Raw genomic sequence first — 25,848 nt, 5'->3', positions numbered from 1 at the left:
AACTCAACTATTTTCGGCTTCTTTACGACGTCATTGCCGCAGAATATCTGCCGAACGCAATTTTTTTAAAACCAAAAAGCAGGGATTGGGAGTAAAGCTACTTACGAAACTTCAGTTGCAACCTACGCCGGGCGTTTTGCTTCCTATGGGAGCGGAAACCAGCGCGGGAAGCCCCCACAGGAGCTCGTATAACGACGCGCCCGGCTCCTTGCCGGGCGGTACACCCCAAGACCCCCTATGCAACAATATTCCATTCTCTGGGCCGACGACGAAATCGACCTGCTCAAGCCGCACATTCTCTTCCTCAAGGAAAAAGGCTACGACGTAACCGGTGTTAATTCCGGGGCTGATGCCATCGAGCAGGTGCAGGAGCAGAACTACGACATCGTGTTTCTCGACGAGAACATGCCGGGCCTGTCGGGCCTCGAAACCCTCACCGAAATCAAGGCCGTGAAGCCTACGCTTCCCGTCATCATGATTACCAAGAGCGAGGAAGAGCACATCATGGAGGACGCCATCGGCTCCAAGATTGCCGACTACCTCATCAAGCCCGTGAACCCCAGCCAGATTCTGTTGGCCGTGAAAAAGGTGCTCGACAACAAGCGCCTCGTAAGCGAGAAAACCAACTCCGGCTACCAGCGTGACTTCCGCCAGCTGGGCATGCAGCTCGGCGACCGGCTCAGCCCGGCCGAGTGGGCCGACGTGTATAAGAAGCTGGTATACTGGGAGCTGGAAATAAACGAGACGGAAGGCAAAAGCATGGCCGAAGTCTTCAATATGCAGAAGGACGAGGCCAACACCTACTTCGGCCGCTTTATCACCGAGAACTACGAGGACTGGGTGAACGGTTACGACAAGGAAGCGCCGCTTATGTCGCACGAGCTATTCGCGAAGCGCGTATTTCCGCTGCTCAAGGAAACCGGCGATACGCCCGTGTACTTCCTGCTCATTGACAACCTGCGCTACGACCAGTGGAAGGTGCTGGAGCCCATCATTGCCGAGTTGTTCACCGTCGATTCCGAGGAAACTTACTACAGTATTCTGCCCACCACCACGGCGTATGCGCGCAACGCCATCTTCTCGGGCATGATGCCCGGCGAAATCCAGAAGAAGTATCCCAACCTGTGGGTGTGGGACGACGACGACGAGGGCAAGAACATGCACGAGGCCGAGTTCATGGAAATCATGTTCCAGAAGGCCAACCAGAAGCACAAGTTCAGCTACCACAAGGTAACCAACCTGCAGGCCGGCAAGGACCTGCTGGGCAAAATGGCCAACCTGCATAACAACTACAAGCTGAACGCCATCGTCTACAACTTCGTGGACATGCTCTCGCACGCCCGCACCGACATGGCCATGATCCGGGAGCTGGCCGCCGACGAATCGGCGTACCGCAGCATCACCCGCTCGTGGTTTCTGCACTCGCCGCTCTATGAAATGCTGCAGGTGATTGCCGAGAAAAAAGGCAAGCTCATCATCACGACGGACCACGGCACTATCCGCGTAAAGCGCCCCTACAAGATTGTGGGCGACCGGAACACTAACACCAACCTGCGCTACAAGCACGGTAAAAACCTGGGCTTCGACGACACCAAGGACGTGTACACCGTGCGCAAGCCGGAGCGCATCTTCCTGCCCCGCGAAAACGTGAGCACCGCCTACGTCTTCACCGTCGGCGACTACTTCTTCGCCTACCCCAACAACTACAACTACTACGTGAACTACTACAAGGACACGTTCCAGCACGGCGGCATCTCGCTGGAGGAATGCATCATCCCGTACATCACGCTCACGGCGAAAGGGTAGGGGTTAGAGATTTTAGATAACTTGGTAACGGCTAGCTTCTGAAGAGGCTAGCCGATATTTTTTTGTATTTGCTTGAATCCTAATTTTCTAATGACAAGAAATGTACTGTGCTTGCTCACTGCCCTGTTATTGTTGAGCTGCCAAAAGGACAAGCCTAAGGAAATTGTATCTGACTCAACGATAGGCCAAGTAAATGCCAACGAGGTGAAGACACCTGCCCTTTTGGAGCCGAAAGGGCAGGAAAGAGAATATGTAATTCTTCCCTTTAGCGAAAAGCCCGACTACGTGCTGAAAGGCGCGACTATGACTCCGCTTACTGGGGAGGATATTGACGAAGTGTACAGACTGGTTCAGGGAGCGGTGGATGAGTACAATACAGAACAAGCGCATCTTGAGCACAAGCACTCGGCAATCGGCCTCAGACGGTATCGGCTTCAGCTAATTCCTGCGCTCAATGCCAAAGGGGAAAAGACCGTGTGGGTTAACGCTTTTTGCTCGAACGCACCTACAAATTGGGAGAAGAGTTTGGTGGTAGTAAATGATGGCGGAAACTGTTTTTTCCAACTAAGCGTCAATTTGCTTTGGAAGAAGTGGTATGATTTCGGTGCCAATGGAGAGGCGTAACGGATTCAGTAGGCATTTATATGACATTACAGGATCTCGAATTGTCATCGTCATAGCAGTTCCTGCACTTACTGCAGCTTGCCAGAGGGGCTGCGTGCAACATAGAGTTCAGACTAAAAAAAGGCGCCCAAACGGGCGCCCTTTTCTTTTGGTTAAGTCCACAGCCAATGGCCACTGTGCTTGTGATGGTACGGAAAGTGAATTTCCGCTTCGTCTGTTCCTTGCCGAAGTTGGATAAGCGCTTGTCGGGTTTGGCTTCGATGACGCTTCAAGAGCTGACGATTAAATTCTGCGCTGGGGTGATAGAACTGGTAGCCAAAGCTGCTATATAGGCGGATTCGGCCGCGCTGGCGTGCCGTCCAGGCCCAGCGTTTTTTAGGTTGTTTCATCTGAATTGTAGGTTGATACCTACAATTCGTGGCAAGTCGAGATTTTGCGTTTCATGAAATGGGTAAGCCTAGCTTGGTTATAAGCCCTCGGCTGAAAAGCTTTGCCGTTTATAAATACTAACCAAAGGGCAGCCACCAGGGGTTATAAGATGCAAGGTGTCCGACGTGAGTTTAATAACAGCGAAGGTCCGGTAATAAGGTGCCCCATTGAATGGACTAGCGTCTTTCAGTCGAAGCTGCTGGTGCTGGGCTCCTGGCACAGAGCGTAGATGGTAAATGCTTCGCTCTGCCGGCTGGCCTAACCGCAAAAGTGCGTACGCGCTGTCGGGGCCGAACACACTGTAGACTTGGTTGCTTGCTGGGACATCGTTCACAATCCCCGTTATTCCGCCACCTGACCGAACGAGTAACCATTTCCCTTCTATACCACTAGCAGTAGTAGGAGAAGTGCTAGTCTTTTCACAGCTAGCTAGGTGGCAAGCACCCAAGACACCGGCGGCGAGAATAAAAGTTCTTTTCATTGTGCAGCGGATTTATAGGATAAGACAAATGGATGAGCCTAAAATCGTACTCCAAGGTTGCATCATGCTTCTATCAATATACTACTTCCCCTCCCACACATTATCCGCCTTGTTCTTGTCCGGCACGTAGGTGCTGCCCAGCTCCACGCGCTTCACGGCTTTGGTAGTGGCCACGGGCACCGTCACGCTGGAGTTGCCGGCCTGCCATACGGCGATGGTGCGGTGCAGCTTCTCGGTTTTGCCATCGGTGTAGGTTATGGTTAGATCTACCGGGACGGGCTTGGTGCCTTTGGCCTGCACCACGATGTCGTGGCCGGTGGCGGTTTTCGTGACGCTGGCAATGGCCAAGTCGGGGTAGCCGCCGTCGAAGAACCAGCGCTGCCAGAACCAGTTCAGGTTCTGGCCCGCGCCGGTGTTCATGGAGTTGAAGAAGTCGTAGGGCATGGGGTGCTTGCCGTGCCAGTTGCGGATGTAGGTGTGCAGGGCCTTCGTGAACAGCTCGTCGCCGAGCAAATCCTTTACGTAGAGGTAGCCCAGCGCAGGCTTGGGGTAGGAGTTGAGGAAGAAAGCCGTGCCAGTCTGCTGGGTGCTGAGCGTGGTGATGGGCACATCAAATTCCTGCGCCGAGCCCTTGGCATAGGGCTCGATGCCGTACTCATCCACGAAGCCCGGCTGAATGAGCGGCGAAATCAGCCACTCGCCGATGGTGGCCCAGCCCTCGTCCATCCAGCCGTACTTGGTTTCGTTGGTGCCCATATAGAACGGAAACATGGTATGGAACACCTCGTGGTCGGTGAGGGTGATGGCGTCGTCGCGGGTTTCCACCGGATTATCGTTCACCATCATCGGGTACTCCATCTGGTCGAGGCCGTCGAACACGGTTTCGTGGGCGTAGGGGAAGGGCCACTTCGGGAAGGTGTAGCTCATGGCCTCCACCGTTTTGCGGTTGAAGCTGAGCACTTCCTCAAAATCCTTGTGCTTGGGGTTATACACGGCATCGACGCGGGTACGGCGCTGGGTGGCCGGGTCTACCACGAGGCTGCTGGCCTGCCACACATAGTGGTCGGTGGTGGCAAACACGAAGTCGGTCACGTCCTTAGCCTCGAAGCGCCAGGTGTTCTGGGCGTTGGGCTGGGTGATGTCCTGGCGCTTGAGGTCGGCTTCGCTAATAATGGTGGTGAGGGCATCTTTGCGCTCGGCGTCGCGCAGGCGCTGGGCGTACTTTTTGGTGAGCGTCTGGTTGGGGTTGAGCAGGTCGCCGGTGGCCCACACTACGAAGTTGCGCGGCACTGTGATGGCGGCCCGGAACGTGCAGAAGTCGTTGTAGAACTCCTGCGAGCCGTTGTAGGGGTGCTCGTGCCAGCCGTCGATATCGTCATACACGGCCACGCGCGGGAAGAAGTAGGCCACGAAAGCGGAGTTCGGCTCTACCTCGCCAGTGCGCATGTGCGAGCCTTTATTGAGCACGTACGAGTACGCCACGCGCACCTTCACGGCGCGGCCCGGCCCCAGCGCCTTCGGCAGCCGCACCGGCATGTTGGTGGCCTGGATGCGCAGCTTGCTTACGTCCTGCGTTTGCCCGTTCAGGCTCAGCGCCTCAATTTTTACGCCCTCACTTACGTCCTCGGGCGCAATGCGGCCGGCGCGGGGGGCGCCCTGCTGATAGAGGTTGGGGTAGAGCTTGAACAGCAGCTGCCGCAGCGAGTCGGGGCTGGCGTTCTGGTAGGCAATGTCCACGGTGCCTGCCACGCGCCGCGTGGCCGGGTCGAAGCTGACGTTGATGTCGTACTCGGCGGAGTTCTGCCAGTATTTCGGGCCGGGCGCGCCGGTTTCGGAGCGGGTGCCCTTGGCGTAGGTGGCCTGCAGATTGACGGGAACGGGCAATTGCTGGGCCGCCAGGGAGAGCGGCAGGAGGGGAGCGGCTAAGAGAAGCGGGAGTTTCATTAACGCAATTACCGGTAGATAAACTGAAAATATTGTCTAATTTGCTGCTGAAGAATAACTGGTAATTCATCTGCATAACGTTGCAGTGCGCTTTCAACAACTTGAACCTGTCTTCTTTTCTCAGCTGTAGTATCAATTGAAGTAACGTAATCTGCTGAGCCGCACCTAACCAATTTTAAGTCAAGCGGAGTAATACGGTGTTTCCCCTTTATAAAATACACCAAGGAACTATGAGAGCGGTTCCGTTGGTAAATGGAAACCAACCCTATATGATTCGCGGATGTGGCTGTTGGGTAGAATCTGTAGGCTTTTACATAATTACCCTGTTTCCAGTCGCCGCACCTATCACTATTCTGCTGTCCTACAAAGCGTTTGAGCCGCCACAGTTGAATCTGATTGAGCCCAAGTTGTTTCGGGGGAAATTTGGAATGGTAATACCTATTCGTACATCCTGGGAGAGTGTAACTTAAAGCTGTACAAAATATCAAGATGTATATGGAGCGAATAGACATATGCGAAGGGCTGTCATTAACAACTCTGCCCCGGAAAGCTACTATCAATAGCTTTCCGGGGCAGAGTTAATTTCAATTAAATCTACTTCAGCCGCACCAGCGTGGCGCCGTAGCCGAACTTCTCCTTCTTGGAATCCTCGAAGAACTTGATGTCCTTGTTGCGGCTGAGCAGCTTGTGGATTTCCTTGCGAAGTGTGCCGCTGCCGGAGCCGTGGATGAACACGATTTCGTGCATGTTGGTGGCCAGAGCCCGGCTCAGTGTATCCTCGAACACTTCCAGCTGTAGCTTCAGGATGGCCGTGTTGCTGAGGTCCTCACCGCCTTCGGGACGCAGAGCCTCCAGATGCAGGTCTACCTCGTGCGGCGGGGCCTTGATGGCCTTGGCCGGCTCCGGCGCAGGTGCTACGGCGGCCGGCTTGGCGGGGGCGTTGCCGCTGAGCTGGGCCTGTAGAGTTTCGGCCAGCTTCTCAGGTGCTACAGGTGCGGCCGGCTTCTCATCCAGTTGAAACAAATAGGCCTCGCGGCCCAATATCGGCGCCTCACGACGGCTACTATAAAAGCTGGTGGCCTTGAACTGGGTGCGCTTAGTAAGTAGTTCGTATGCCGTATCAGAGTTGATCTGGTGCGGCAGCAGCTGTACTACGGAAGCCGGCCACTGGTCGAAGTCCTTGAGGTGCAGGTGGCCCAGGGCGCCGCTTACGGCTTTGGCAGACAGCTTATCGGCGCGCAGGGCGCGGTAGCGGCCCTGGTTTTCCTCGCCGTAAGTGTAGAGTACTTCCCGGTCGGTGTGGTTGATGATGTGCACCGACAGCAGCTCCGGCGACTGGTGGCTGAGGGCCAGGTATAGGCCTTTGGCGGCCGGCTGGGGCACGGTGGCTTTGGGCGGAGCCGGTTGCTCGGCAGTAGGGGCGGGGCTGCCCGCCGCGGGCGCGGCAGCCGCTGGAGCAAGTTTGGCGGACTTGTGCTTGCCCGCTTTGGCCCGGTGGGGCGTCACGGGGGGCGGGCCCTGGCGGCCGAACGCCTTGTCTTCGTCGGCGGCCACCACCACTACCTCGCGACGCAGTACCGGAATGGTGAAGTCGTTGTCGATGGCTACTTCCACCAACTCGTCGCTGAGGATGCGGGTAACGATGCCTTGCTCGCGGCCCGTCAGCAGGCGCACTCTATCTCCTATGTTCATGAGTCTCGGATTAAACGAATGTGTTGGATTACGCGGATTCAACCGGCACGATAATGCTTGGCTCTAGAAGCGTAAAAGTCGTAAAGAATACGGCATCCGCACAGTTTCGGCTTGCGGCTCATTCATTGCCCTCGGCGCTTAACATCAGCAAAGCCGCATTGTCAGGCTGTTATCTCTGGCTATTACTGCTAAACCAGACTTGGCAGTAGTAGGGCCGCAATTCGCATTCGTGTCCGGCTGAGAGTTTGTTTGGACTCTGCCGCAGCCACTATGAGGCGCACTGCTAAGTTGCCGAAGCAGCTTTGCCACTTCCTTGAATCTGTATATACTAAGCGAGAGAAATGCTTCGGCAAGCGCAGCAAGACAATACGTGTATGTTAAAAAACACGCTATAAATCCGTGATTTAATAATACAGCCCGCGCATCACAAAGCCCCGGCGCTGATTCCATTCCAGGGCCGGAGCGGGCAAATGAAAGATGCTGGCCACATAGAACACCCGGCGCAACAGCTTGCTGCGAGTAGGGATATGGCGCAGGTCGATGTCAACCGATAGGTAATATTGGCGGTAGGCATTCAGGCCGGCGGCGGCGTTGTTGTTGGGGTCGTTGAACAGCATCTGCTGGGCCCCGTAGCCCACGGCCGGCTGCAGCCAGCGGGGCCAGCGCGAGGAGGCTGGCAGCCACGCGCCTACATCGGCGCACAGCCAATAGGTCTGGCCGTTGTAGTCTTTCAGGTGCTGCTCGGCCAGACTCCGGCCCAGTACGTTGGGACGGCGGGCGGCGTAAGGCGTGGTATGAAACGAGTACTTGGGCATCAGGCGCACCTCGCCCCAGGCCAGATGCTGTCCGATCAGGCCGGCCGAACCCAGAAAATTGGCCGCCAGATCAGTGGCGGAAGCACCGTAGGCCGGGTCGCGGCCGTCGAGCAACTCGATGGGGCTTTGCAGCAGGAACCCCACAAAACCGCCATACCAGAGGGCACGGCGCTCCGGCACTCCCGCCCAGCGAAGCATGTCTACCGCGCCACGGCTCTGATGGAAAGCGCCCCAAAAGTGTCCGGCCTTGTCCATCTGCTTCCATTCGGGTAGGTCGTTGAACCAGTGCAGCGGGGCCCGCTCGCCTGTGTACCAGCCTTTGCTCAGGCCATATAGCAAACCTGTGTACGTGACGGCCAGCCCACCTGCCAGCACCGGGAGGCGCCGGCTGAGCAAGCTACTATCAGGCGAGGCAGCCGGTAAGGAATCAAAAGCCAAAACGGGTAGTGCAGCGTCAGGCTCCTGAGCAGCAGCCGGGAACGGCAGCGCCAGCAAGGCGGCCACCCTCCATCGGCTAAGCACCTGCCGGGCAGTTGGTAGCAATAGGATGAACGCTAGCCTGAATGATAGCACAAAGACGGAGGTTAAAAAGGGCTTAAAGCTACAAAAAATGGCGTTTGCAGTTTGTGTGAGTGCTCACCTCTGGTGTATCTTTAATGCCACCTTGCACTGAAATGTAGCAGATATGTTACGTTATCGGTTAATACAGCATTAGATTTCTGTTTGTTGCCTACTAAAAATTCCCACGTTCCTTTTTCATGAAAACACTTCGACTGTTACTAAGCCTTATGGCAATGCTGGCCGGAATGCCGGTTTTGCAGGCCCAGGTGGTGACCACCGACCCGGTATTCTTTCAGGATACCACGCCTATTACGCTTACCTATGATGCAACCAGAGGTAATGGAGCATTAGCCGGTTTCACCGGCCCGGTATATATCTGGACGGGTGTTATCACCGAACGCAGCACCAACGACACCGACTGGAAATACGTGAAGAGCCCGTCGTTCAATCAGCCGGATCCGGCTGCGCAGATGACACGCAGCACTACCAATCCTAACCTGTACACCATCAGCTTCACGCCACGCACGTTCTATGGCGTGCCGGCCACCGAGCGGATGCTGAAGCTGGCTATGATTTTCAAAAATGCCGATGGCTCGGTAGTGGGCCGTGGCGACGGCGGCGACATTCTGATAAATATCTCGCAAAGTGCGCTGGATGCTCGCATCACGTCACCTACCACGGCGCAGTTTGTGCCGGCTGGCACGCAGGTAGCCGTTTCGGGTATTGCTTCTGCCAGCGCCCAGCTTACCTTCCGCCTCAATGGTGTGCAGGTGGCCCAGCAAACCGGCACCGCGCTCAGCACTACGGTTACAGTAAATCAGGTTGGGCGCAACGTAGTGCGCTTCACGGCCACCAATGGTACGCTTACCGCTTCCGACTCGGTACTGATCGTCGTGAGCCCCCAAGTGACGGTGGCGGCACTGCCAGCTGGCGCCAAGAAAGATGGTATCACCTACATCAACGGCGGTACGTCGGCTATCCTGAGCCTCACGGCGCCCGGCAAAAGCTTTATATATGTGCTCGGCGAATTCAACAACTGGCAGCAGACCACAGCCGGTTTCATGAAGAAAACCCCCGACACCGATGCAGCCAACGCCCGCTGGTGGGTGCAAATTGATAACCTGACCCCCGGCCGGGAATATGCCTACCAGTACGAGGTAAACGGCATTCTGCGCGTGGCGGATCCTTACGCGGAAAAAGTGCTGGACCCCAGCAACGACCGGTTTATTCCGGCTGTGACGTATCCGAACCTGAAGCCTTATCCAACCGGCCAGACCACGGGCATTGTATCGGTGCTGCAAAGCAACCAGACACCATACCAGTGGCAGGTCAACAACTTCCAGCGCCCTAAGCGCACCGACTTGGTGGTGTATGAGCTGCACCTGCGCGACTTTATTGCCCGCCACGATTACCGCACCCTGCAAGACACGCTGACTTATCTGAAGCGCCTGGGTGTAAACTGCATCGAGCTGATGCCCGTGAACGAGTTTGAGGGCAACGATTCGTGGGGCTACAACCCTTCGTTCTACTTCGCTCCCGACAAATACTACGGCACCAAAGACGCACTGAAGACCTTCATTGACGAAGCCCACCGCCGCGGTATTGCCGTGGTGCTTGACATTGTGCTCAACCACTCCTGCGGCCAGAGCCCTATGGTGCAGATGTATTTCGACGGCGGCAACCCGTCTACTGACTCACCTTGGTTTAACCGCACGGCCACGCACCCCTTCAACGTCTGCTACGACTTCAACCACGAGTCGCCGTTCACACGCTACTTCTCCAAGCAGGTAATTGCTTACTGGCTACAGGAATACCGCGTCGATGGCTACCGCTTCGACCTCAGCAAAGGTTTCACGCAACGGGTTTCCACCGACGACGGTGTTTTCCGCCTCTACGACCAGTCACGCATCAACATTCTGCTTGACTATCATAGCACCATGACGGCCATTGATCCAACGTTGTACCCGATTCTGGAGCATTTTGCTGAAAACAGCGAAGAAAAGGTGCTGGCCGATGCCGGCATGATGCTGTGGGGCAACATGCATGGAGCGTATACTTCGGCCATCACCGGGGCATCTGCTAATTTCAGTGGCGTCTCGTACTTGTCGCGGCAGTTCAACAATCCCAATCTGGTGAGTTACATGGAAAGCCACGACGAAGAACGTTTGATCGTGGGTGCCTTAACCAATGGAAGTACTGCCAACCCGAACTACAACATCCGTACGCTGCCAGTGGCTCTGTCGCGCGCCGAAATGGCCGCTGCCTTCTTCCTGACTGTTCCTGGCCCGAAGATGATCTGGCAGTTTGGGGAGCTGGGCTATGATGTGAGCATCAATTTCAACGGCCGTACCGGCCAGAAGCCAATTCGGTGGAACTACCAGACCGAGCCTGGCCGCCGTCAGTTGTACAACGTGTATGCTGCACTCAACGCACTGAAAGTAAATGAGCCGGCCTTCGAGTCGCGCGATGTGGCCATCGTTGGTACCCGCGGCCCCAAGTCTATCCGTATCACCGACCCGAGCATGAACGTGGTGGTTATCGGCAATTTTGGTGTGCAGCCAGACAGCGTGCTGCCTGGTTTCCAGAGCACCGGCAAGTGGTATAATTACCTGCGCGGCGACAGTATTCAAGTAACTGATATTGCCGCCCGCGTAGCCGTGCAGCCCGGTGAGTATGCGGTATATACTTCGCGCCGCGTGAAACTGCCGGCTGCCGTGGTGCTGAGCAACAAGCCGCGCCGCATAACCACCGCTGATTTGCGCCTGAGTGCTTCACCAAACCCCGTTTCCACGTTGGCTACGGTGCAGTACACTCTCACTTCGGCTACTCCGGTTACCGTAACCGTAACTAACCTACTAGGTGCCAAAGTACAAGCTCCGGTAACGATAGGTCGCCAAGGCAGTGGTCCGCACGAGTTGCAACTGCCGGTTAGTGGGCTGGCCAACGGTGTTTATATGGTGCGCCTGCAGGCTGGTGAACAACAGCAAACCATTCGGCTTCTGGTACAGCACTAAAACCGAATCAGACACTCGGACATAAAAAATCCCCGCTGACAATCGCCAGCGGGGATTTTTTATGTCCGAGTGTCTGATTCGGTTAGAGCCTAAAACTTGCCTTCATGAAAGGAAACAAGGTCATCGATAGGAGAGCGGATGATTTTGCCCACTTCCATATTGTGTGCTTTCGCTACCTGCACCAGCGCATCGCGGAAGTTGTAGCCAACCGAGCCGATGCAGTTGAAGGTGTAGTCTTGGTAATTAGGGTAATGCTGGACGATGTTCTCAAAGAACGTCTCGAAACCCTGCAGCACAATTTCGCGGCAGTAGCTGATGTTGTTGTGGTCGTAGGTGAACTTGGCAAAGCTGGCCAGAAAACGGTTGGGCAGCGGCTGGTTATAGAGGCGGTCCAGAATGTCTTCGCGGGTGAGCTTGAACTCTTCCTGAAAAATCTCCTGCAGGCCGTCAGGGAGCAGGCCCCGCAGATAATCCCGCAAGAGGCGTTTGCCAATAAACGAGCCGGAGCCCTCATCCCCCAGGAAGTAGCCGAGCGAATCGACATTATGCGTAATGCGGGTGCCGTCATACAGGCAAGAATTAGTGCCCGTACCGAGAATAGCGGCAAAGCCGGGCTTGGTGCCAAGTAGCGCCCGCGCCGACGCCAGCAGGTCGTGGTCGACGGTGACTTTAGCCTGTGAAAATACCTGGCGCATTGCCTGCGCCAATATTTCGGCCTTCTTTGCCGATGAGACTCCGGCACCGTAATAAAATACCTCGGTTACTTCTGCCCGGGGAAGCGTCTCCGGAAGGTTTTTCTCCAGCGAAGCCACTACGCCGGCTGTATCAATAAAATCGGGGTTGTATCCTTCGGTGTTGAAGTGTACCCGGTTGCCTGCTTCGTCGAGCTGGCACCAGCTGCTCTTGGTAGAGCCGCCATCGGCAATGAGAATCATAGGCTGAAACTGAATGAAAAAACAGATAGCGCATCCCCGGAATTGGTGGCTGGCTACTACGAATGTACGGCCCGCACTGCAAATGTGCTACCCAACCAAACCTCCTATTTGCCGATGCCGTATTAGGGCACGACGTGCTAGGAAATAGCGCCCACTCACCAGTAGGCTTTTTTCCTGAAAAAGAACCTTATTTCTACGGTTATTCATGTAGAAAAGCGCTTTTAAAACTTTTTTTTTCAGCTCTTGGTGGTACTTTTACTACACAGTGGCACCACCACAAAAGCGGCTAGTGACTACTAACTTTTTCCACACTTTTTCAACCATTTTTTCACGATCATGAAAAAACTCTTTACTCTGGCAGCTGCAGGTGCCATGGCCGCTACGGCTCTCACCGCGCAAGCACAAATCACGGTTGATGGTATTCTCAATGCCACCGAAATTGGTGCTGCCAACTCCGGTCGTTACGTACGTATTGGCCAGTTCACGAACCCACGTGGTTTCGGTGATTGGGGCCTGTTGAGCCTCTACGCCGCCAACTCTGGCAGCAAGGTTTATTTTTTCGTTGCAGGCACTGTAGAGAATGCCGCAACAGGCGGTAAGAACTCATTCCAGCTGTACATCGACGTTCCCGGTGTAACGGGCACTAATGACCTGCCAGGCGGTATTGCCGGTTCGGGTACTTCGTTTGAGAAGATGGATGCCTTGATGGATTTTGCTCCGGACATGGCTATCGGCATCAAAGGAGACGGTACCATCCTCAACGTTGAAGGCATTGTGTACACAGCCACTACGGGCACTGACAAGGTACTAGCTCCAGGTATGGCTGTAAACGGTACCGCTATTACCGTTCCTGCTACTGCTACCGCTACGGCTCCATATACCCGCTTTGCAGGTGCTCGTTCGGCTTACCGCAATTCGACTGATGGCAAAGTGCTGACCAACCCAGGCGTTGCAACGGGTGGTGGTGCCGGTTCGTTTGGTTGGGAGTTCGAGCTCGACCGTGCTGCCATGGGCGCCGGTACCACTGGTACCCCACAGTTGACCATCTTCGCAGTGCAGAACAATGGCGACGGTGGCTATGTATCTTCCGACTTCATTCCTCAGGCTACGCCAGCTATCAGCGCTAACAGCGGCAACGCTGCTGCCAGCCCTGATTTCACCACCATTGGTGGCACGCAGGCAGCTCCTTTCACGCTGGCAGTACTTGGCCTCAAGCAGGCTGACGACCAGCGTATTGCTATGAACGTATTCCCAAACCCTGCTGCTGGTGAGGCTACGGTTTCGTATCAGGTGCTGAACAAGTCGCAAAACGTGAACATCGTTCTTACCGACCTGATGGGCCGCACGGTTCGTACGCTCCGCAACGGCAACGTAGCTGCCGGCCCACAGCGCGAAACAGTTAGCACGCAGGACGTAGCCGCTGGCACTTACCTCGTGAAGGTACAGGTTGGCGACATGACGGCTACCCGCAAAGTAGTATTGCTGTAAGCTTTACCTTGAACAACAAAAAAGGGCTGCTACGTTTGTAGCAGCCCTTTTTTGTTGTTCAATATCACCGTTTTTACAACGCTACGCAGCACCTCCTCGCCTACAGAACCTGCTTTCACAGGCTTGCTGCTCCAGAGCAACTGTATGAGCGTGTGTGGGTGGAGTGTTGTGCCGAGCGCAACGAAACGGAATTGAAATGTGTCTACTGTTGCTTCTCAGCACTGTTCAGCAAAGCAGCAGGCATACTTTGGCTGTGTTTACCATAATAGTAACCATGTTTCGTCGGGTCAATCTACGCTCACAACCCCATACATCTAAAAGCAGCTGAAAGGCCTGACGAGGGGAGCAGCTATCGAGAAGAAGAGAGTCAAGACAGATCATTTGCGCGCCATTTCATAACAAAAAAGGCTTCCCCAAACCGGGGAAGCCTTTTTTGTTATGAAACTATGCTGTGTTAGTAACCAGGGTTCTGACGCAGAGTAGGGTTAGCAGTCAAGTCAGATACTGGCAATGGGAAAATGTTGCGGAAGGCAGGTACGTTGGTACCACCCGCTACACCGCCCTTAAAGGGCCAGAGGTAGCTGGAACCCGCAAACTTGCCAAAGCGGATCAGGTCAGTACGACGGTGGCCTTCCCAGTACAACTCTCGCATCCGCTCATCCAGAATGCCATCCAGCGTAAGGCTGGTAAGGTTGCCGGAAGTGTTGCCGTAGCCACGAGTGCGAAGAGCATTGACGTACTGCAAAGCAGTTTGCAGGTTGCCACCACCGCCACGCAGGTGCGCTTCCGCATACATCAGGTATACGTCGCCGAGGCGGAACAGTGGAATGTCCGTATCTACGAATTCACCAGTCGGGTCAGAGCCGATACCATTGGTAGAGGTGCGGTTACGCCACTTGGTAACCAGCCAGCCGTCGCGGAAGGTGGTCAGGCTGTTGTTATCCAGGTTTTGGCGCTGCGTGAAGAACAAGGCCCGCTTGTCAGCAGGAGCTGCTGCCTGAGCTGCGGTTGTCAGGCCGAAAACCAACGGAAGGTTTTTCTTGGCGCGCAACCCGGCCCAACCCGAGTTTACGCCCATTGTGTCGGTGCTCAACGAACCGCCAATGGCTGCGTGTACCAGGAAGGTAGTGCCGCCATACGTGCGCGTCCGCTGTCCGTCGGCAATGATGGGGAAAATGATTTCTGAAGCCGAAGTCCGGTCGTTGTCGGCACGGAAAAGGTTGCTGTAGCGTGGCGTCAGTCTGAAGCCAGCTCCGATAATGCGGTTGGTATAGTCGATTACATCCGTGTTGCGGGCAGTACCAACATACGTCTGTGCATTCAGATACAGCTTGGAAAGCAGTGCCCAAGCTGCAGCCTGGTCGGCCCGGCCGTATTCGGCCTGGCGGGCCGGTATCAGTTCCCCGTCGATGGCCTTTAGCTCAGTTTCGATGTAGCTGAAGAGCTCCGCCGCGTTGGTTTGGCGCGGGAAGAACTTGCCCGTTACATCAGCCTCCGTTACGAATGGTACGTTGCCACCGAACATGTCCAGCGCGTGGTAGTAGCTCAGAGCACGCAGAAAGCGGGCCTCGGCACGGTACCGGCGGGCCTGGGTCAGGTTTTCACCGGTAATGCCTCGCTCGCTAAGCTTAGCGTCGCTCATTTCCCGGATGAAGTCGTTGCAAAGCACAACCTGAAAATAAATGCGGTTGTACATCGCACTTACAAAGTTGTTGTTCGACGACCACGTATTGTCGTTTAGGTTCTGGATGGAACCGTCGCCCCAAGCAATTACAGCCTCGTCGGTGGTCAGCTCCTGCATCTTCCAGAACACGCGGGTGTAGGAAGTAGCTCCTTCGTCATCACCAAGGATATCCTGAGCACCAGTGGTTTTTTGGCCCGTGGTGATAAGTCCGGCATACAGCTTCGCCAAGGCAGCGCGCTGGCCAGCCGGGTCCCGGTACACCGACTCCGTGTTCAAATCAAAAAACGGCGTGCGGTCCAGATCCTTGTTACAGGAGGCAGTGCCCAGCACAAGGGAGGAGGATAGTGCCAGTGCGGCGAACCCTCGGGTTGAAATGAATTTCATGGCAGTTGGGGGAATTAGAAGCCGAAGTTTACACCAATGGTATACGTGCGAGCCCGGGGGTACAGATTGTTGTCGATGCCATCAAATATTTCTGGGTCAATGCCATCGTACTTGGTGATTACGAATGCATTCTGAACAGCCAGCGAGATATTAATGTTCGATTCCTCACCCATGGTATATCCCAGCGTGATGTTGTCCATACGTAGGAACGAAGCGTCCTGCACGTAGTAGTCGGAGAGGCGGTAGTTGGTACCTACGCCAGTAGCTTGCGTCTGCTGGAAGTAGCGGGTAGTATTGCTCAGGAAAGCCTGCGCCGGGAAGATGGTCGCCAGCGTAGAGCTGGAAGCAATGTTGTTGTAGGCATAGTTGCCAAGGTTGGCGCGCATAGTGAAGGCGAAGTTCACTTTGCGGTAGCTCATGTTCGAGCCCAAACCCAGAATGGTTCTAGGCGCTGGCGACTGGTAGCGGTACAAGTCCTGCTCGTTGATAACGCCGTTGTTGTCCAGATCTTCAAAGGCCTGCAGGTCGGTAACCGTTGCGCTTGGTACAATGATGTTACCGTTGCTGTCGTACTTCTGCTTAAGCACGAAGAACGAACGGGTAGGGAAACCGATAGAGTTGGTTTGAATTACCGAACCGGTGCCGCCGCCAATGCCGCCCACGCGTGAGCCCAAAGAATTCGGGTTGTCGTTGAGCGTGAGCTTCGTGATTTTGTTGCGGTTGAAGGTAGCGTTAGCTGTCAGGCTCCAGTTGAAATCAGTGGACTGGGCCACTACACCCACCAGACCGAGTTCCAGACCTTTGTTTTCCAGCGAGCCAACGTTGGTGAACAGACGGTTGGAAGCATTCGAACCAGCTGGAACTTCAATCTCGTTGAGCAGATCCTTGGTTTTGCGCAGGTATACATCCACAGTACCCGTCAGACGGCCATCTACGAAGCCGTAGTCCAGACCAGCGTTGTAGGTCGTGGTTTCTTCCCACTTGATGTTCGGGTCGCTTGGAGCCCGGCGTACCGGAATGGTGTAGACGCCACCAACCGGGTATGAAACCGTGCTTTCGCCATTGATGTAGCGGGCCAGAGCAGGATAGTCGTTGGTGCCGATGTCCTGCTGGCCGGTGATGCCGTAGCCTACACGCAGTTTCAGGTCGGAGAGGAAAGTGGAGTTGGCCAAGAAGTTCTCGCCTTTAATCCGCCAGGCCAAGGCTGCTGCCGGGAAAATACCCGAACGATTCTCTTCAGAGAAGCGCGACGAAATGTCGTTACGCAACGTGGCCGTGAACAGGTACCGGTCGTTGAAATTGTAGTTCAAACGGCCGTAGTACGAGATAAGCGTATACTGCGACTTATCGGGGAAGGCTTCCAGCTGAGCGGGGTTGATCAGGTCGCCATTAGGACGACGGCCGAAGAAGAATGGGGCATTGCGCAGGAAATCCTGGTAGGAATAACCACCCAACAACTCCAGACGGCCAGCCGTGCCGAGGTCCTTGGTATAGTTCAGATAGGTCTCGAGCAGCTTGTTGTCGCGGTCCTGAGCGTAGCGGTTGTCGATACCACCCGGGCCGTTGGGGTTGAACTCCGAAGCGGCATTATTGCCAGCAACGTAGGTGTTGCCGTTGCTGCGCGTGATGTCGTAGCCAACGTTCACGTTTGCACGCAGGTCGGGCAGGAAGTGCAGCTTGTAGTCAAGTGCCAGATTACCGATGCTGCGCTTCACAGTGCTCCGGTCACGGCGCTGTTGCAGGCGAGCCAAAGGGTTAGCTGGAGCCAAACCTACGCGGGTAATGCTGCCGGTTGGGCTAGTGTTGTAGTACTCAAAATAGCCGTCGAAAGGCGAGCCAGCCTGCGTGACAGGCTGCGTTGGGTTGAAGAACACCGCATTGCCGATAATGCCATTCTCTACGAAACGGTTGTCTACCCAAGAGCCTTTGATGTTGGCATCCACGCGCAGGTGGCCGTCGAGCAGGGTAGGGTTAATGCCTACCGAAACGCTGTTACGCTTGAAGTTGTTGGTTTTGATAACGCCATCCTGGTTGAGGTGGCCCAGCGATACGCGGTACGGGACGGCACCAACGCTGCCCGTGACGCTGGCGTTGTAGTCCTGGGTATACGCCGTACGGAAAATAGCATCCTGCCAATCGGTGTTGGCAGTGCCAAGCAGCGCCTTCTGGTCTTCCGTGCCTTGCTGGTTTACCAATGCCCGGAATTCGTCACCCGACAGTACGTCGAACTTCTTGGGGTTGTGAGACAGCGAAAACTGCGAGCTTACGTTCACGCGGGTTTTCTCGCCGCTGATGCCTTTTTTGGTGGTGATGATAATAACGCCGTTGGAAGCGCGCGAACCATAAATGGCCGTGGCCGAAGCGTCCTTGAGCACCGTAAAAGTCTCAATGTCGTTAGGGTTAATCAGGTTCAGGGCGTTGCCTGTGCCGCTTACTTCCCCGCCGTTCACAGGCACACCGTCGATAACGATGAGGGGGTCATTGGTGGCGCTAAGCGAAGAGCCGCCACGGATGCGAATGGTGCTGCCAGCGCCAGGAGCGCCGCCGCTACCCGTAATCTGCACACCAGCTACCTTACCGCTGATGAGCTGCTCCGGGGTGGTAATCTGGCCTTTCACGAAGTCGCGCGAGGTAACTGCCGTTACGGAGCCAGTTACGTCCTGCTTGCGCACGGTGCCGTAGCCTACTACTACCGCTTCGTTGAGCAAAGTAGTGTTTTCGTTGAGTGTTGTGCTGGCAACGGCTGTGTTCTGGCCTGCCGCTACCGTTACCGGAATGCGGCCAGTGGTGTAGCCCACAAACGAGATAACCAGCGTACGAGGACCAGCCGGAACGTTCTGGATGGAGTACGTACCATCTGAATTGGTGGAGTTGCCAAGCGTGGTGCCTTCAACGATAACGGTTACGCCGGGCAGGCCACCATTCTTTTCGTCTACAACACGGCCACTCACGGAACCAGTCTGCGCGAATGCACCAGTAAATCCGGCACAAACGAACAGTAGCAGAAACAAGAGTTTCGCCAGGTAGGGTTGTTTCATGGGAAAAGTATTAGGGGTTGAAATGGTTTTTCCCGGATGCCTCCGGAGTGGGAATTGATGAGACCATTGCAGCGTCTACAGTGTCCGTTTTACAGTGAGTAAGCACTGCCTTCCGGGGCACTTTTAGCGACGATTAACTGCCTCATTACTGTTAAAAAACTTCGCAAGTTAAAGGCAGATAGTCCACATTTACAACGCCGGAGGCAGAGCAAAGAGGTATAGTGATAATTGGACTATGATTGCAAAACAGCGGATGAAAACTGCGCGGCAGAAACGCTGTCAAGTTTAAGGCCATACGCAAGTCGCTGAGAAGGGTGAGTAAGCACCTGCTAAAGTGCTGATTCATTAGTCTACGGCCAATGACGCACGATAACAATCGACCATTCTATCTGACGCTTTGTTGCTTGGATATGGTGCTGTATTGACTTGGTGTTGTATAGCAAGTAGCTTCATAAACCAAATCTATAATTGCCTCGCGTGTTGATAACCCCCTTTCAGGCAGAGGGGAATAATAAGAAAAATGGTGTTATCTCACTGAAATGCCCATTCAAGAATAACAGGGCACTCGACTAATAGGCGAAAATGAGTTTTGCTGGTGTTTTTGGAGTGATCAGCACAAATCAACCAAGTACCACTCGCAGGCATGTGGAGCTTAGGTTCGGCGTGCTATATTTTTGTATATATCCTAGGGCGTTATCTGGTGTGTTGCCAAACCTAAAGGCGGATAAGCAAGCTGTTACTTACCTTGGCCAATACTTCTGAACTTGCTTGGCTTTCGCAGACCATAGTTTGCAGATTCCACTAGCAGATTCCCGGAAAAATGCAGGTATTAAATACGTCCGATACCGGACAATCATGGCCCATGATTGGTCGAAGCCACTCTGCCATAGCGCTTACTTTTTACAATACCATGCTCCACTTGGTGAGCTAACACTCATTGCCATTGCCTTATGAAACACGCTTTTCTCGCAACACTACTCTTAAGCTACGGAACTGTGCAGGCTCAAACCACCCTGCGCCTGACCAGTGTGCCTGCCACTACTCCAGCATCCGCCACCCTGTACTTGGCGGGCACCGTCAATAACTGGAACCCGGCCAATGCCGCCCAGGCCTTCAGCCGTAACCCCGATGGAACCTATCAACTGACCCTGCCAGCTACCGTGACCGGAACTGTGGAGTTTAAGTTTACGCGTGGTTCCTGGGCTACTGTAGAAGCAGATGCTCAGTTCAACGATATTGGCAACCGGCGCTATACCATTGGCAGCAGCCCCACCACCGTAGACCTGCAGGTGGCTACTTGGAAAGACCAGGGCAGCGGCGGCGGTAGTTGCCAAAGCACGGCGCTTCAGCCCAACGTACGGGTCATCAGTACCTCGTTTCAGATGCCGCAGCTGAACCGTACGCGTCGTGTGTGGGTGTATCTGCCTAATGATTACACGACGGCAACTGCCAAGCGCTACCCCGTGCTGTATATGCACGACGGCCAGAACGTGTTTGATGCCTGCACCAGCTTTTCGGGGGAATGGAGCGTGGATGAAACCCTGAGCCAGCTGCAGCAGCAAGGCCTGGACGCTACTGGCTCCATTGTGGTGGCCGTGGATAACGGCGGCAACGACCGGCTCAACGAACTATCCCCCTGGAACAACCCACAGTACGGCGGCGGCCAGGGCGACCAGTATGTGGATTTTATGGTGCAGACGCTCAAGCCTTATATCGACCAGAACTACCGCACACTCACGGGGCGCGAATACACGGGCGTCGCTGGCAGCAGCATGGGCGGGCTGATTTCAACGTACGCCGCCCTCAAGTATCCACAGGTGTACAGCAAGGTAGGCGTATTCTCGCCGGCCTACTGGTTTGCGCAGGCACCGCTGTTTCAGTACCTGCGCCAGCACCCGGCCAACCCCGACACCCGCTTCTACTTCGTGAGCGGCACCACCGAAAGCCAGACCATGGTGCCGCTGATGCAGGCCATGCGCGACTCGCTGGCCCGGGGCGGCGTGCCGGTTGCCAACCTGAGCTTCAACCCCCGTACCGACGGGCAGCACGCCGAATGGTTCTGGAAGCGGGAGTTTTCGGCGGCTTACCGGTGGCTGTTTGCGCCGGCAAGTGCCCTGAGCACCAAAAACAGCGCGGGGTACCTGGCATTCAGTGCTTACCCTGTGCCCGCTAAAGACCTGCTGCGAATAGAGTTGTCAACCGGCCTGCATGATGCCCGGCTGGAAGTGCTCGACACTACGGGCCGCGTAGTGCTGAAAAGCAAAGTGCGCACCGGCGACTCAATCAGTATAGCGGCCCTGACGCGTGGCATGTACTTTCTGCGGGTATCTGGTGGAAAACAATCGGGCACGCAGACGCTTACTAAGGAGTAGCGGGCTGTGATTTTTGCAACAACCTGCCCCGTGGGCTGCCTATATTTCAGGTATAAAATATGGCAGTTGCTTGCGCGCTACCGAACCTCCAGTACCTTTGTGGCGTTCAAGCCCCTGATTACTCTCTGAACTATGATTTTTTCGACGACGCAGCAAGCCTGGTGGTGGCCCTACGGAAATTCCGGACGGGACAGCCTGTGCGTGCGTTAGAATCGAATCCTTTTCTTCGCAACGACTATACAGAAAGCCCGGCCGCCCGCCGGGCTTTTTTTATTGCCCGGCGCTGGCTACTCCTTCTTCACCACCACAACCAGCCCCGCTCATGCAAACCTACCAGCTCACCACCCGCCACCTGCGCGTTCTGGCCGACACCGTGACGCCCGTGAGCCTCTACCTGCGCCTGCGCGACCGGTACGATAACTGCCTGCTGCTGGAAAGCTCCGACTACCACGGTCAGCAGAACGCGTTCAGCTACCTGGCCTTCGACCCGCTGGCCCGCTTTGAGCTGCGCGGCCGGGAGCTGACCCTCACGCTGCCCGACGATACCACCGAAACCGAAACGCTCGACTCGCCCCGCACGGCCCTGGCACGCCTGCAGGCCTTTGCGGCCAGCTTCCAGACCGAGGATACCGGCCACGACTTCATCACGGGCGGGCTATTCGGGTACCTGGGCTACGAGGCGGTGCAGGCCTTTGAGGACCTTACGCTCAACCCCGACAAGCAGCCCGCCGGTCAGGTTCCGGACATCCTGTACGGTACTTACCGCTACGTTATTGCCATCAACCACTTCCGCAACGAGCTGTACGTGTTCGAGCACACGCTGCAGGGCCAGGAGGTGGACGAGGACGGGCTGACCAAGCTGGTGAACCTGATCCGCAACCCCTCGCTGCCCGATTTCAAGTTCCGGACGGAAGGGGAGGAGCAGACCAACCAGACCGACGAGGAGTTCCTGAAGGTGCTGGCGCAGGGCCAGCAGCACTGCCTGCGGGGCGACGTATTTCAGATTGTGCTGTCGCGCCGGTTTCAGCAGGGCTTTTCGGGCGACGAGTTCAACGTGTACCGGGCGCTGCGCTCCATCAACCCCTCGCCCTACCTGTTCTACTTCGATTACGGTTCCTTCAAGATTTTTGGGTCGTCGCCGGAGGCACAGGTGCGCATCCAGGGCCGCGAGGCCAGCCTGTTCCCCATTGCGGGCACCTTCCGCCGGACTGGCCACGACACCGAGGATGCCGCCCTGGCCCAGAAGCTGGCCGACGACCCCAAGGAAAACGCCGAGCACGTGATGCTGGTGGACCTGGCCCGCAACGACCTGGCCCGCCACGGCGACAACGTGCGGGTGAAAACCTTCCGCGAAATCCAGTTCTACTCGCACGTGATTCACCTGGTGAGCGAGGTGAACGCCACCCTGGCCGCCGGCACCAACTCCCTGCAGGTGGTGGCCGACACCTTCCCGGCCGGCACGCTCTCGGGGGCCCCCAAGCACCGCGCCATGCAGCTCATTGATGGCCTGGAACCGACCGCCCGCGGCTACTACGGCGGCGCCATCGGCCACTTGGGCTTCAACGGCGACTTCAACCACGCCATCATGATCCGCTCCTTCCTGAGCACGGCCGGCCAACTTTATTTCCAGGCCGGCGCTGGCGTGGTAGCCGCCTCCGATATCAACTCCGAACTCAACGAAGTGCACCACAAGCTGGCCGCCCTGCGCAAGGCGCTGCAGGCCGCGGAGCAGGTGTAGCATCGGCGGCAGCCGTCCCAGGGCTGAAGCCCTGGGCTACGAAGCATTCCTTATAGAAGTCACTCACTAGCCCAGGGCTTCAGCCCTGGGACCATCAGGTCAAACGGCCGAACCCAATGAACATTCTCGTTCTCGACAATTACGACTCCTTTACCTATAACCTCGTGCAGGTGCTGCGGGAGCTGGGGCATACGGACAACGTAACCGTGATTCGTAACGACAAGCTGGCTGTGGACGACGTGGCCGCCTACGACGCGGTGCTGCTGTCGCCCGGCCCCGGCGTGCCGTCGGAAGCGGGCCTAATGCCCGAAATTATCCGCCGTTACGCACCTTCCAAGCGGATTCTGGGCGTGTGCCTGGGCCACCAAGGCCTGGCCGAGAGCTTCGGCGGGGAGCTGTACAACCTGCCTCAGGTGCTCCACGGCCTAGCCACCGACGCCCACCTCACCGCCGCCGACAAGCTGTTCGACGGCCTGCCCGATACCTTTAAAGTAGGCCGCTACCACAGCTGGAGCGTGCGCCCCGAGAGCGTGCCCGCCGAGCTGGAAGTCACTGCCCTCGATGCCGACGGCCAGGTACTGGCCTTCCGCCACCGGGAGTATGATGTGCGCGGCGTGCAGTTCCACCCCGAGTCTATCCTCACCGAGCACGGCCACCAGATGCTGCGTAACTGGCTGAGCTGAACAGGCTGAATGTAGAGACGCAATAGTTGGAGTCTCGTCGTTGAACGATAATAGTAGCGCGGAGCTAACAACATCAGCACGCGGGGAGACTCCAACTATTGCGTCTCTACCTCCGGCAATTACCCACCCAATTTCCCCCAAATCCGCCTTCGTGGCGGTCTGATTGTGAAACAGATTCTCAATAAACTATTCGACCAGCAGCTGCTGACTCACCCCGAGGCGCTGGAAGCCATGCTGCGCATTGGGCAGGGCGAGGCCAACGCGGCGGAAATGGCGGCCTTTATGAGCGTGTACCGGATGCGGCCCATTTCGGTGCCGGAGCTGGCGGGCTTCCGCGAGGCCCTGCTGAGCCTCAGCCGCGACCCGGAGCTGGGCACCCGCGACACGGTGGACATTGTGGGCACCGGCGGCGATGGCAAAGACACGCTCAACATCAGTACGCTGGCCTGCTTTGTGGTGGCCGGGGCGGGCTACAAGGTCACCAAGCACGGCAACATCGGCGTGTCGTCGGTGTGCGGGTCGTCGGATGTGCTGCAGCAGCTGGGCGTGGAGTTTGGGGTGGGCAACGACGTGCTGCAGCGGCAGCTGGAACGGGCCGGCATCTGCTTTCTGCACGCCCCGGCCTTCCACCCGGCCATGCGCCACGCCGGGCCGGTGCGCCGGGAGCTGGGCGTACGCACGTTTTTCAACATCTTGGGTCCGCTGGTGAACCCTGCGCGGCCGAAGTTTCAGGTAGCGGGCACCTTCAGCCTGGAGTTGCTGCGCCTCTACCACTACCTGCTCCAGCAAACCGACACCCGCTACGCCGTGGTGCACGCCCTGGATGGCTACGATGAACTTTCGCTGACGGCCGCCGCCAAGCTGGCCACGCCCGAGGGCGAGCGGGTGGTATCGGCCGCCGACCTGGGCCTGACTTTGAACCAGCCCGAGGAACTGGCTGGTGGCCGCACCGCCGCCGAATCGGCCGCCATTTTTGTTGATGTACTGGAAGGCCGCGCCACCCGCGCCCAGCGCGACGTGGTAACGGCCAACGCGGCCCTGGCCATCGGCTGCCTGGAACCCACCTTCAGCTTCGCCGACAGCCTGGCCGCCGCCCGCGAGTCGCTGGATTCCGGCCGCGCCCGCCAAGCGCTGCGGGAGCTGGTGGCAGCTATCTGAGCCCAGTAAATAGGTCCTGTCATCCTGAGCGGAGCGAAGGACCTTATCAAACCAGAACGACTGTTGTTGTTACGCTTCGTGCGAATGGCACAAGGTCCTTCGCTCCGCTCAGGATGACACACGATTTTCGAAACAGCTATCAGCCAACAGCTAGTAGCTAACAGCTCAAAAAAATGACCATTCTCGATACCATCATCGCCCATAAGCACCAGGAAGTTGCCACCCGCCAGAGCCTAGTGCCGGTGAAGCTGCTAGAGCAAAGCTTCTACATGCCGGCCCAGCCGCTAAGCCTGCGCCGCTATTTGCTGCGCGACGATTTGAGCGGCATCATTGCCGAGTTCAAGCGCAAGTCGCCCAGCAAGGGCATTATCAACGCCCATGCCCCGGTGGAGCGCACCACGCTGGGCTACATGCAGGCGGGTGCTTCGGCGCTGTCAGTGTTGACGGATATGGAGTTTTTTGGTGGTAAGAATGAGGACCTGACCACGGCCCGGCGCTTCAATTTCTGCCCCATCCTGCGCAAGGATTTCGTGGTGGACGAGTACCAGATCATCGAAGCCAAGAGCCTCGGGGCCGACGCCGTGCTGCTGATTGCGGCCGTGCTCAGCGGCGAGGAAGTGCTGCGCCTGGGTCGGCTGGCCAAAAGCCTGGGGATGGAAGTGCTGCTCGAAATTCACAACGCCGAGGAACTGGACAAAACCCTGCACCCCGACGCCGTGAGCCTGGTAGGCGTAAACAACCGCAACCTGCACGATTTCTCCGTAAGCCTCGATACCTCCGGTGAGCTGGCCCAGCGCATCCCCGACGAGTACGTGAAGGTGACGGAAAGCGGCCTGAGCACCGCCGCCGATATCGAAGCCCTGCGCGCCGTAGGCTACCGCGGCTTCCTGATGGGCGAAACCTTCATGCGCCACTCCCGCCCCGAAAAAGCCTGCGCTGCCTTAGTGCAGCAGCTCCGCGCCACCGAGGCGGTGACGTTGTTGTAAGGGCCAGAACGATGTA

15 protein-coding genes are annotated in these 25,848 nt (G+C 56.5%); 9 read left to right on the top strand and 6 right to left on the bottom strand.

Annotation, left to right across the window (positions count from 1 at the left end; translation table 11 throughout):
* Positions 1 to 237: 237 nt before the first annotated feature.
* Positions 238 to 1,806, top strand: a complete 1,569-nt coding sequence (porX, locus tag H8B14_RS13155; RefSeq protein ID WP_187316104.1) for a T9SS response regulator signal transducer PorX — start codon at positions 238 to 240, stop codon at positions 1,804 to 1,806.
* A 72-nt stretch (positions 1,807 to 1,878) separates the two neighbouring features.
* Positions 1,879 to 2,430 carry a hypothetical protein gene (locus H8B14_RS13150; RefSeq protein ID WP_187316103.1) on the top strand — a complete coding sequence of 184 codons (552 nt, stop codon included), beginning with the start codon at positions 1,879 to 1,881 and terminating at the stop codon, positions 2,428 to 2,430.
* A gap of 991 nt (positions 2,431 to 3,421) precedes the next feature.
* Here H8B14_RS13150 and H8B14_RS13145 read toward each other — a convergent pair.
* From H8B14_RS13145 to H8B14_RS13135, 3 genes are all read right to left on the bottom strand, one after another.
* Positions 3,422 to 5,284 carry a M1 family metallopeptidase gene (locus H8B14_RS13145; RefSeq protein WP_187316102.1) on the bottom strand — a complete coding sequence of 621 codons (1,863 nt, stop codon included), beginning with the start codon at positions 5,282 to 5,284 and terminating at the stop codon, positions 3,422 to 3,424.
* Positions 5,285 to 5,878: 594 nt separating this feature from the next.
* Positions 5,879 to 6,976: a Smr/MutS family protein gene (locus H8B14_RS13140; RefSeq protein WP_187316101.1), complete on the bottom strand. Its 1,098-nt coding sequence runs from the start codon at positions 6,974 to 6,976 to the stop codon at positions 5,879 to 5,881.
* 404 nt (positions 6,977 to 7,380) lie between these two features.
* On the bottom strand, positions 7,381 to 8,295 hold the full coding sequence (locus tag H8B14_RS13135; RefSeq protein ID WP_315984828.1) for a DUF2279 domain-containing protein: 915 nt from the start codon (positions 8,293 to 8,295) through the stop codon (positions 7,381 to 7,383).
* A gap of 284 nt (positions 8,296 to 8,579) precedes the next feature.
* Here H8B14_RS13135 and H8B14_RS13130 point away from each other — a divergent pair, with 284 nt between their 5' ends.
* Positions 8,580 to 11,366 carry a DUF4961 domain-containing protein gene (locus tag H8B14_RS13130; protein ID WP_222840602.1) on the top strand — a complete coding sequence of 929 codons (2,787 nt, stop codon included), beginning with the start codon at positions 8,580 to 8,582 and terminating at the stop codon, positions 11,364 to 11,366.
* Positions 11,367 to 11,455: 89 nt separating this feature from the next.
* Here H8B14_RS13130 and H8B14_RS13125 read toward each other — a convergent pair whose 3' ends face one another.
* Positions 11,456 to 12,301: an N-acetylglucosamine kinase gene (locus H8B14_RS13125; protein WP_187316099.1), complete on the bottom strand. Its 846-nt coding sequence runs from the start codon at positions 12,299 to 12,301 to the stop codon at positions 11,456 to 11,458.
* A 336-nt stretch (positions 12,302 to 12,637) separates the two neighbouring features.
* Here H8B14_RS13125 and H8B14_RS13120 point away from each other — a divergent pair, with 336 nt between their 5' ends.
* Positions 12,638 to 13,789: a T9SS type A sorting domain-containing protein gene (locus tag H8B14_RS13120; protein ID WP_187316098.1), complete on the top strand. Its 1,152-nt coding sequence runs from the start codon at positions 12,638 to 12,640 to the stop codon at positions 13,787 to 13,789.
* Positions 13,790 to 14,243: 454 nt separating this feature from the next.
* Here H8B14_RS13120 and H8B14_RS13115 read toward each other — a convergent pair whose 3' ends face one another.
* Complete coding sequence (locus tag H8B14_RS13115) at positions 14,244 to 15,857, bottom strand: RagB/SusD family nutrient uptake outer membrane protein (RefSeq protein ID WP_187316097.1); 1,614 nt, start codon at positions 15,855 to 15,857, stop codon at positions 14,244 to 14,246.
* Between the two features lie 14 nt (positions 15,858 to 15,871).
* Positions 15,872 to 18,895 (bottom strand): SusC/RagA family TonB-linked outer membrane protein, encoded by a 3,024-nt coding sequence (locus H8B14_RS13110; protein ID WP_187316096.1) that lies wholly within the window; start codon positions 18,893 to 18,895, stop codon positions 15,872 to 15,874.
* Positions 18,896 to 19,845: 950 nt separating this feature from the next.
* On the opposite strand from H8B14_RS13110, the gene H8B14_RS13105 reads away from it, so the two are divergent.
* The 5 genes from H8B14_RS13105 to trpC all read left to right on the top strand — a co-directional run bounded on the left by H8B14_RS13105 (position 19,846) and on the right by trpC (position 25,832).
* Positions 19,846 to 21,267 (top strand): alpha/beta hydrolase-fold protein, encoded by a 1,422-nt coding sequence (locus H8B14_RS13105; protein WP_187316095.1) that lies wholly within the window; start codon positions 19,846 to 19,848, stop codon positions 21,265 to 21,267.
* A 322-nt stretch (positions 21,268 to 21,589) separates the two neighbouring features.
* Complete coding sequence (locus tag H8B14_RS13100; RefSeq protein WP_187316094.1) at positions 21,590 to 23,005, top strand: anthranilate synthase component I family protein; 1,416 nt, start codon at positions 21,590 to 21,592, stop codon at positions 23,003 to 23,005.
* 116 nt (positions 23,006 to 23,121) lie between these two features.
* Complete coding sequence (locus tag H8B14_RS13095; protein WP_187316093.1) at positions 23,122 to 23,688, top strand: anthranilate synthase component II; 567 nt, start codon at positions 23,122 to 23,124, stop codon at positions 23,686 to 23,688.
* A 165-nt stretch (positions 23,689 to 23,853) separates the two neighbouring features.
* Positions 23,854 to 24,846, top strand: coding sequence for an anthranilate phosphoribosyltransferase (gene trpD / locus H8B14_RS13090; protein ID WP_044012946.1), 993 nt, complete (start codon positions 23,854 to 23,856; stop codon positions 24,844 to 24,846).
* A 173-nt stretch (positions 24,847 to 25,019) separates the two neighbouring features.
* Positions 25,020 to 25,832, top strand: coding sequence for an indole-3-glycerol phosphate synthase TrpC (gene trpC / locus H8B14_RS13085; protein ID WP_187316092.1), 813 nt, complete (start codon positions 25,020 to 25,022; stop codon positions 25,830 to 25,832).
* Positions 25,833 to 25,848 lie beyond the last annotated feature (16 nt).

Origin of the sequence: Hymenobacter puniceus (assembly GCF_014333525.1) — a bacterium.
Taxonomy (GTDB): domain Bacteria; phylum Bacteroidota; class Bacteroidia; order Cytophagales; family Hymenobacteraceae; genus Hymenobacter.
This window is presented reverse-complemented; position numbering and strand designations above follow the sequence as displayed.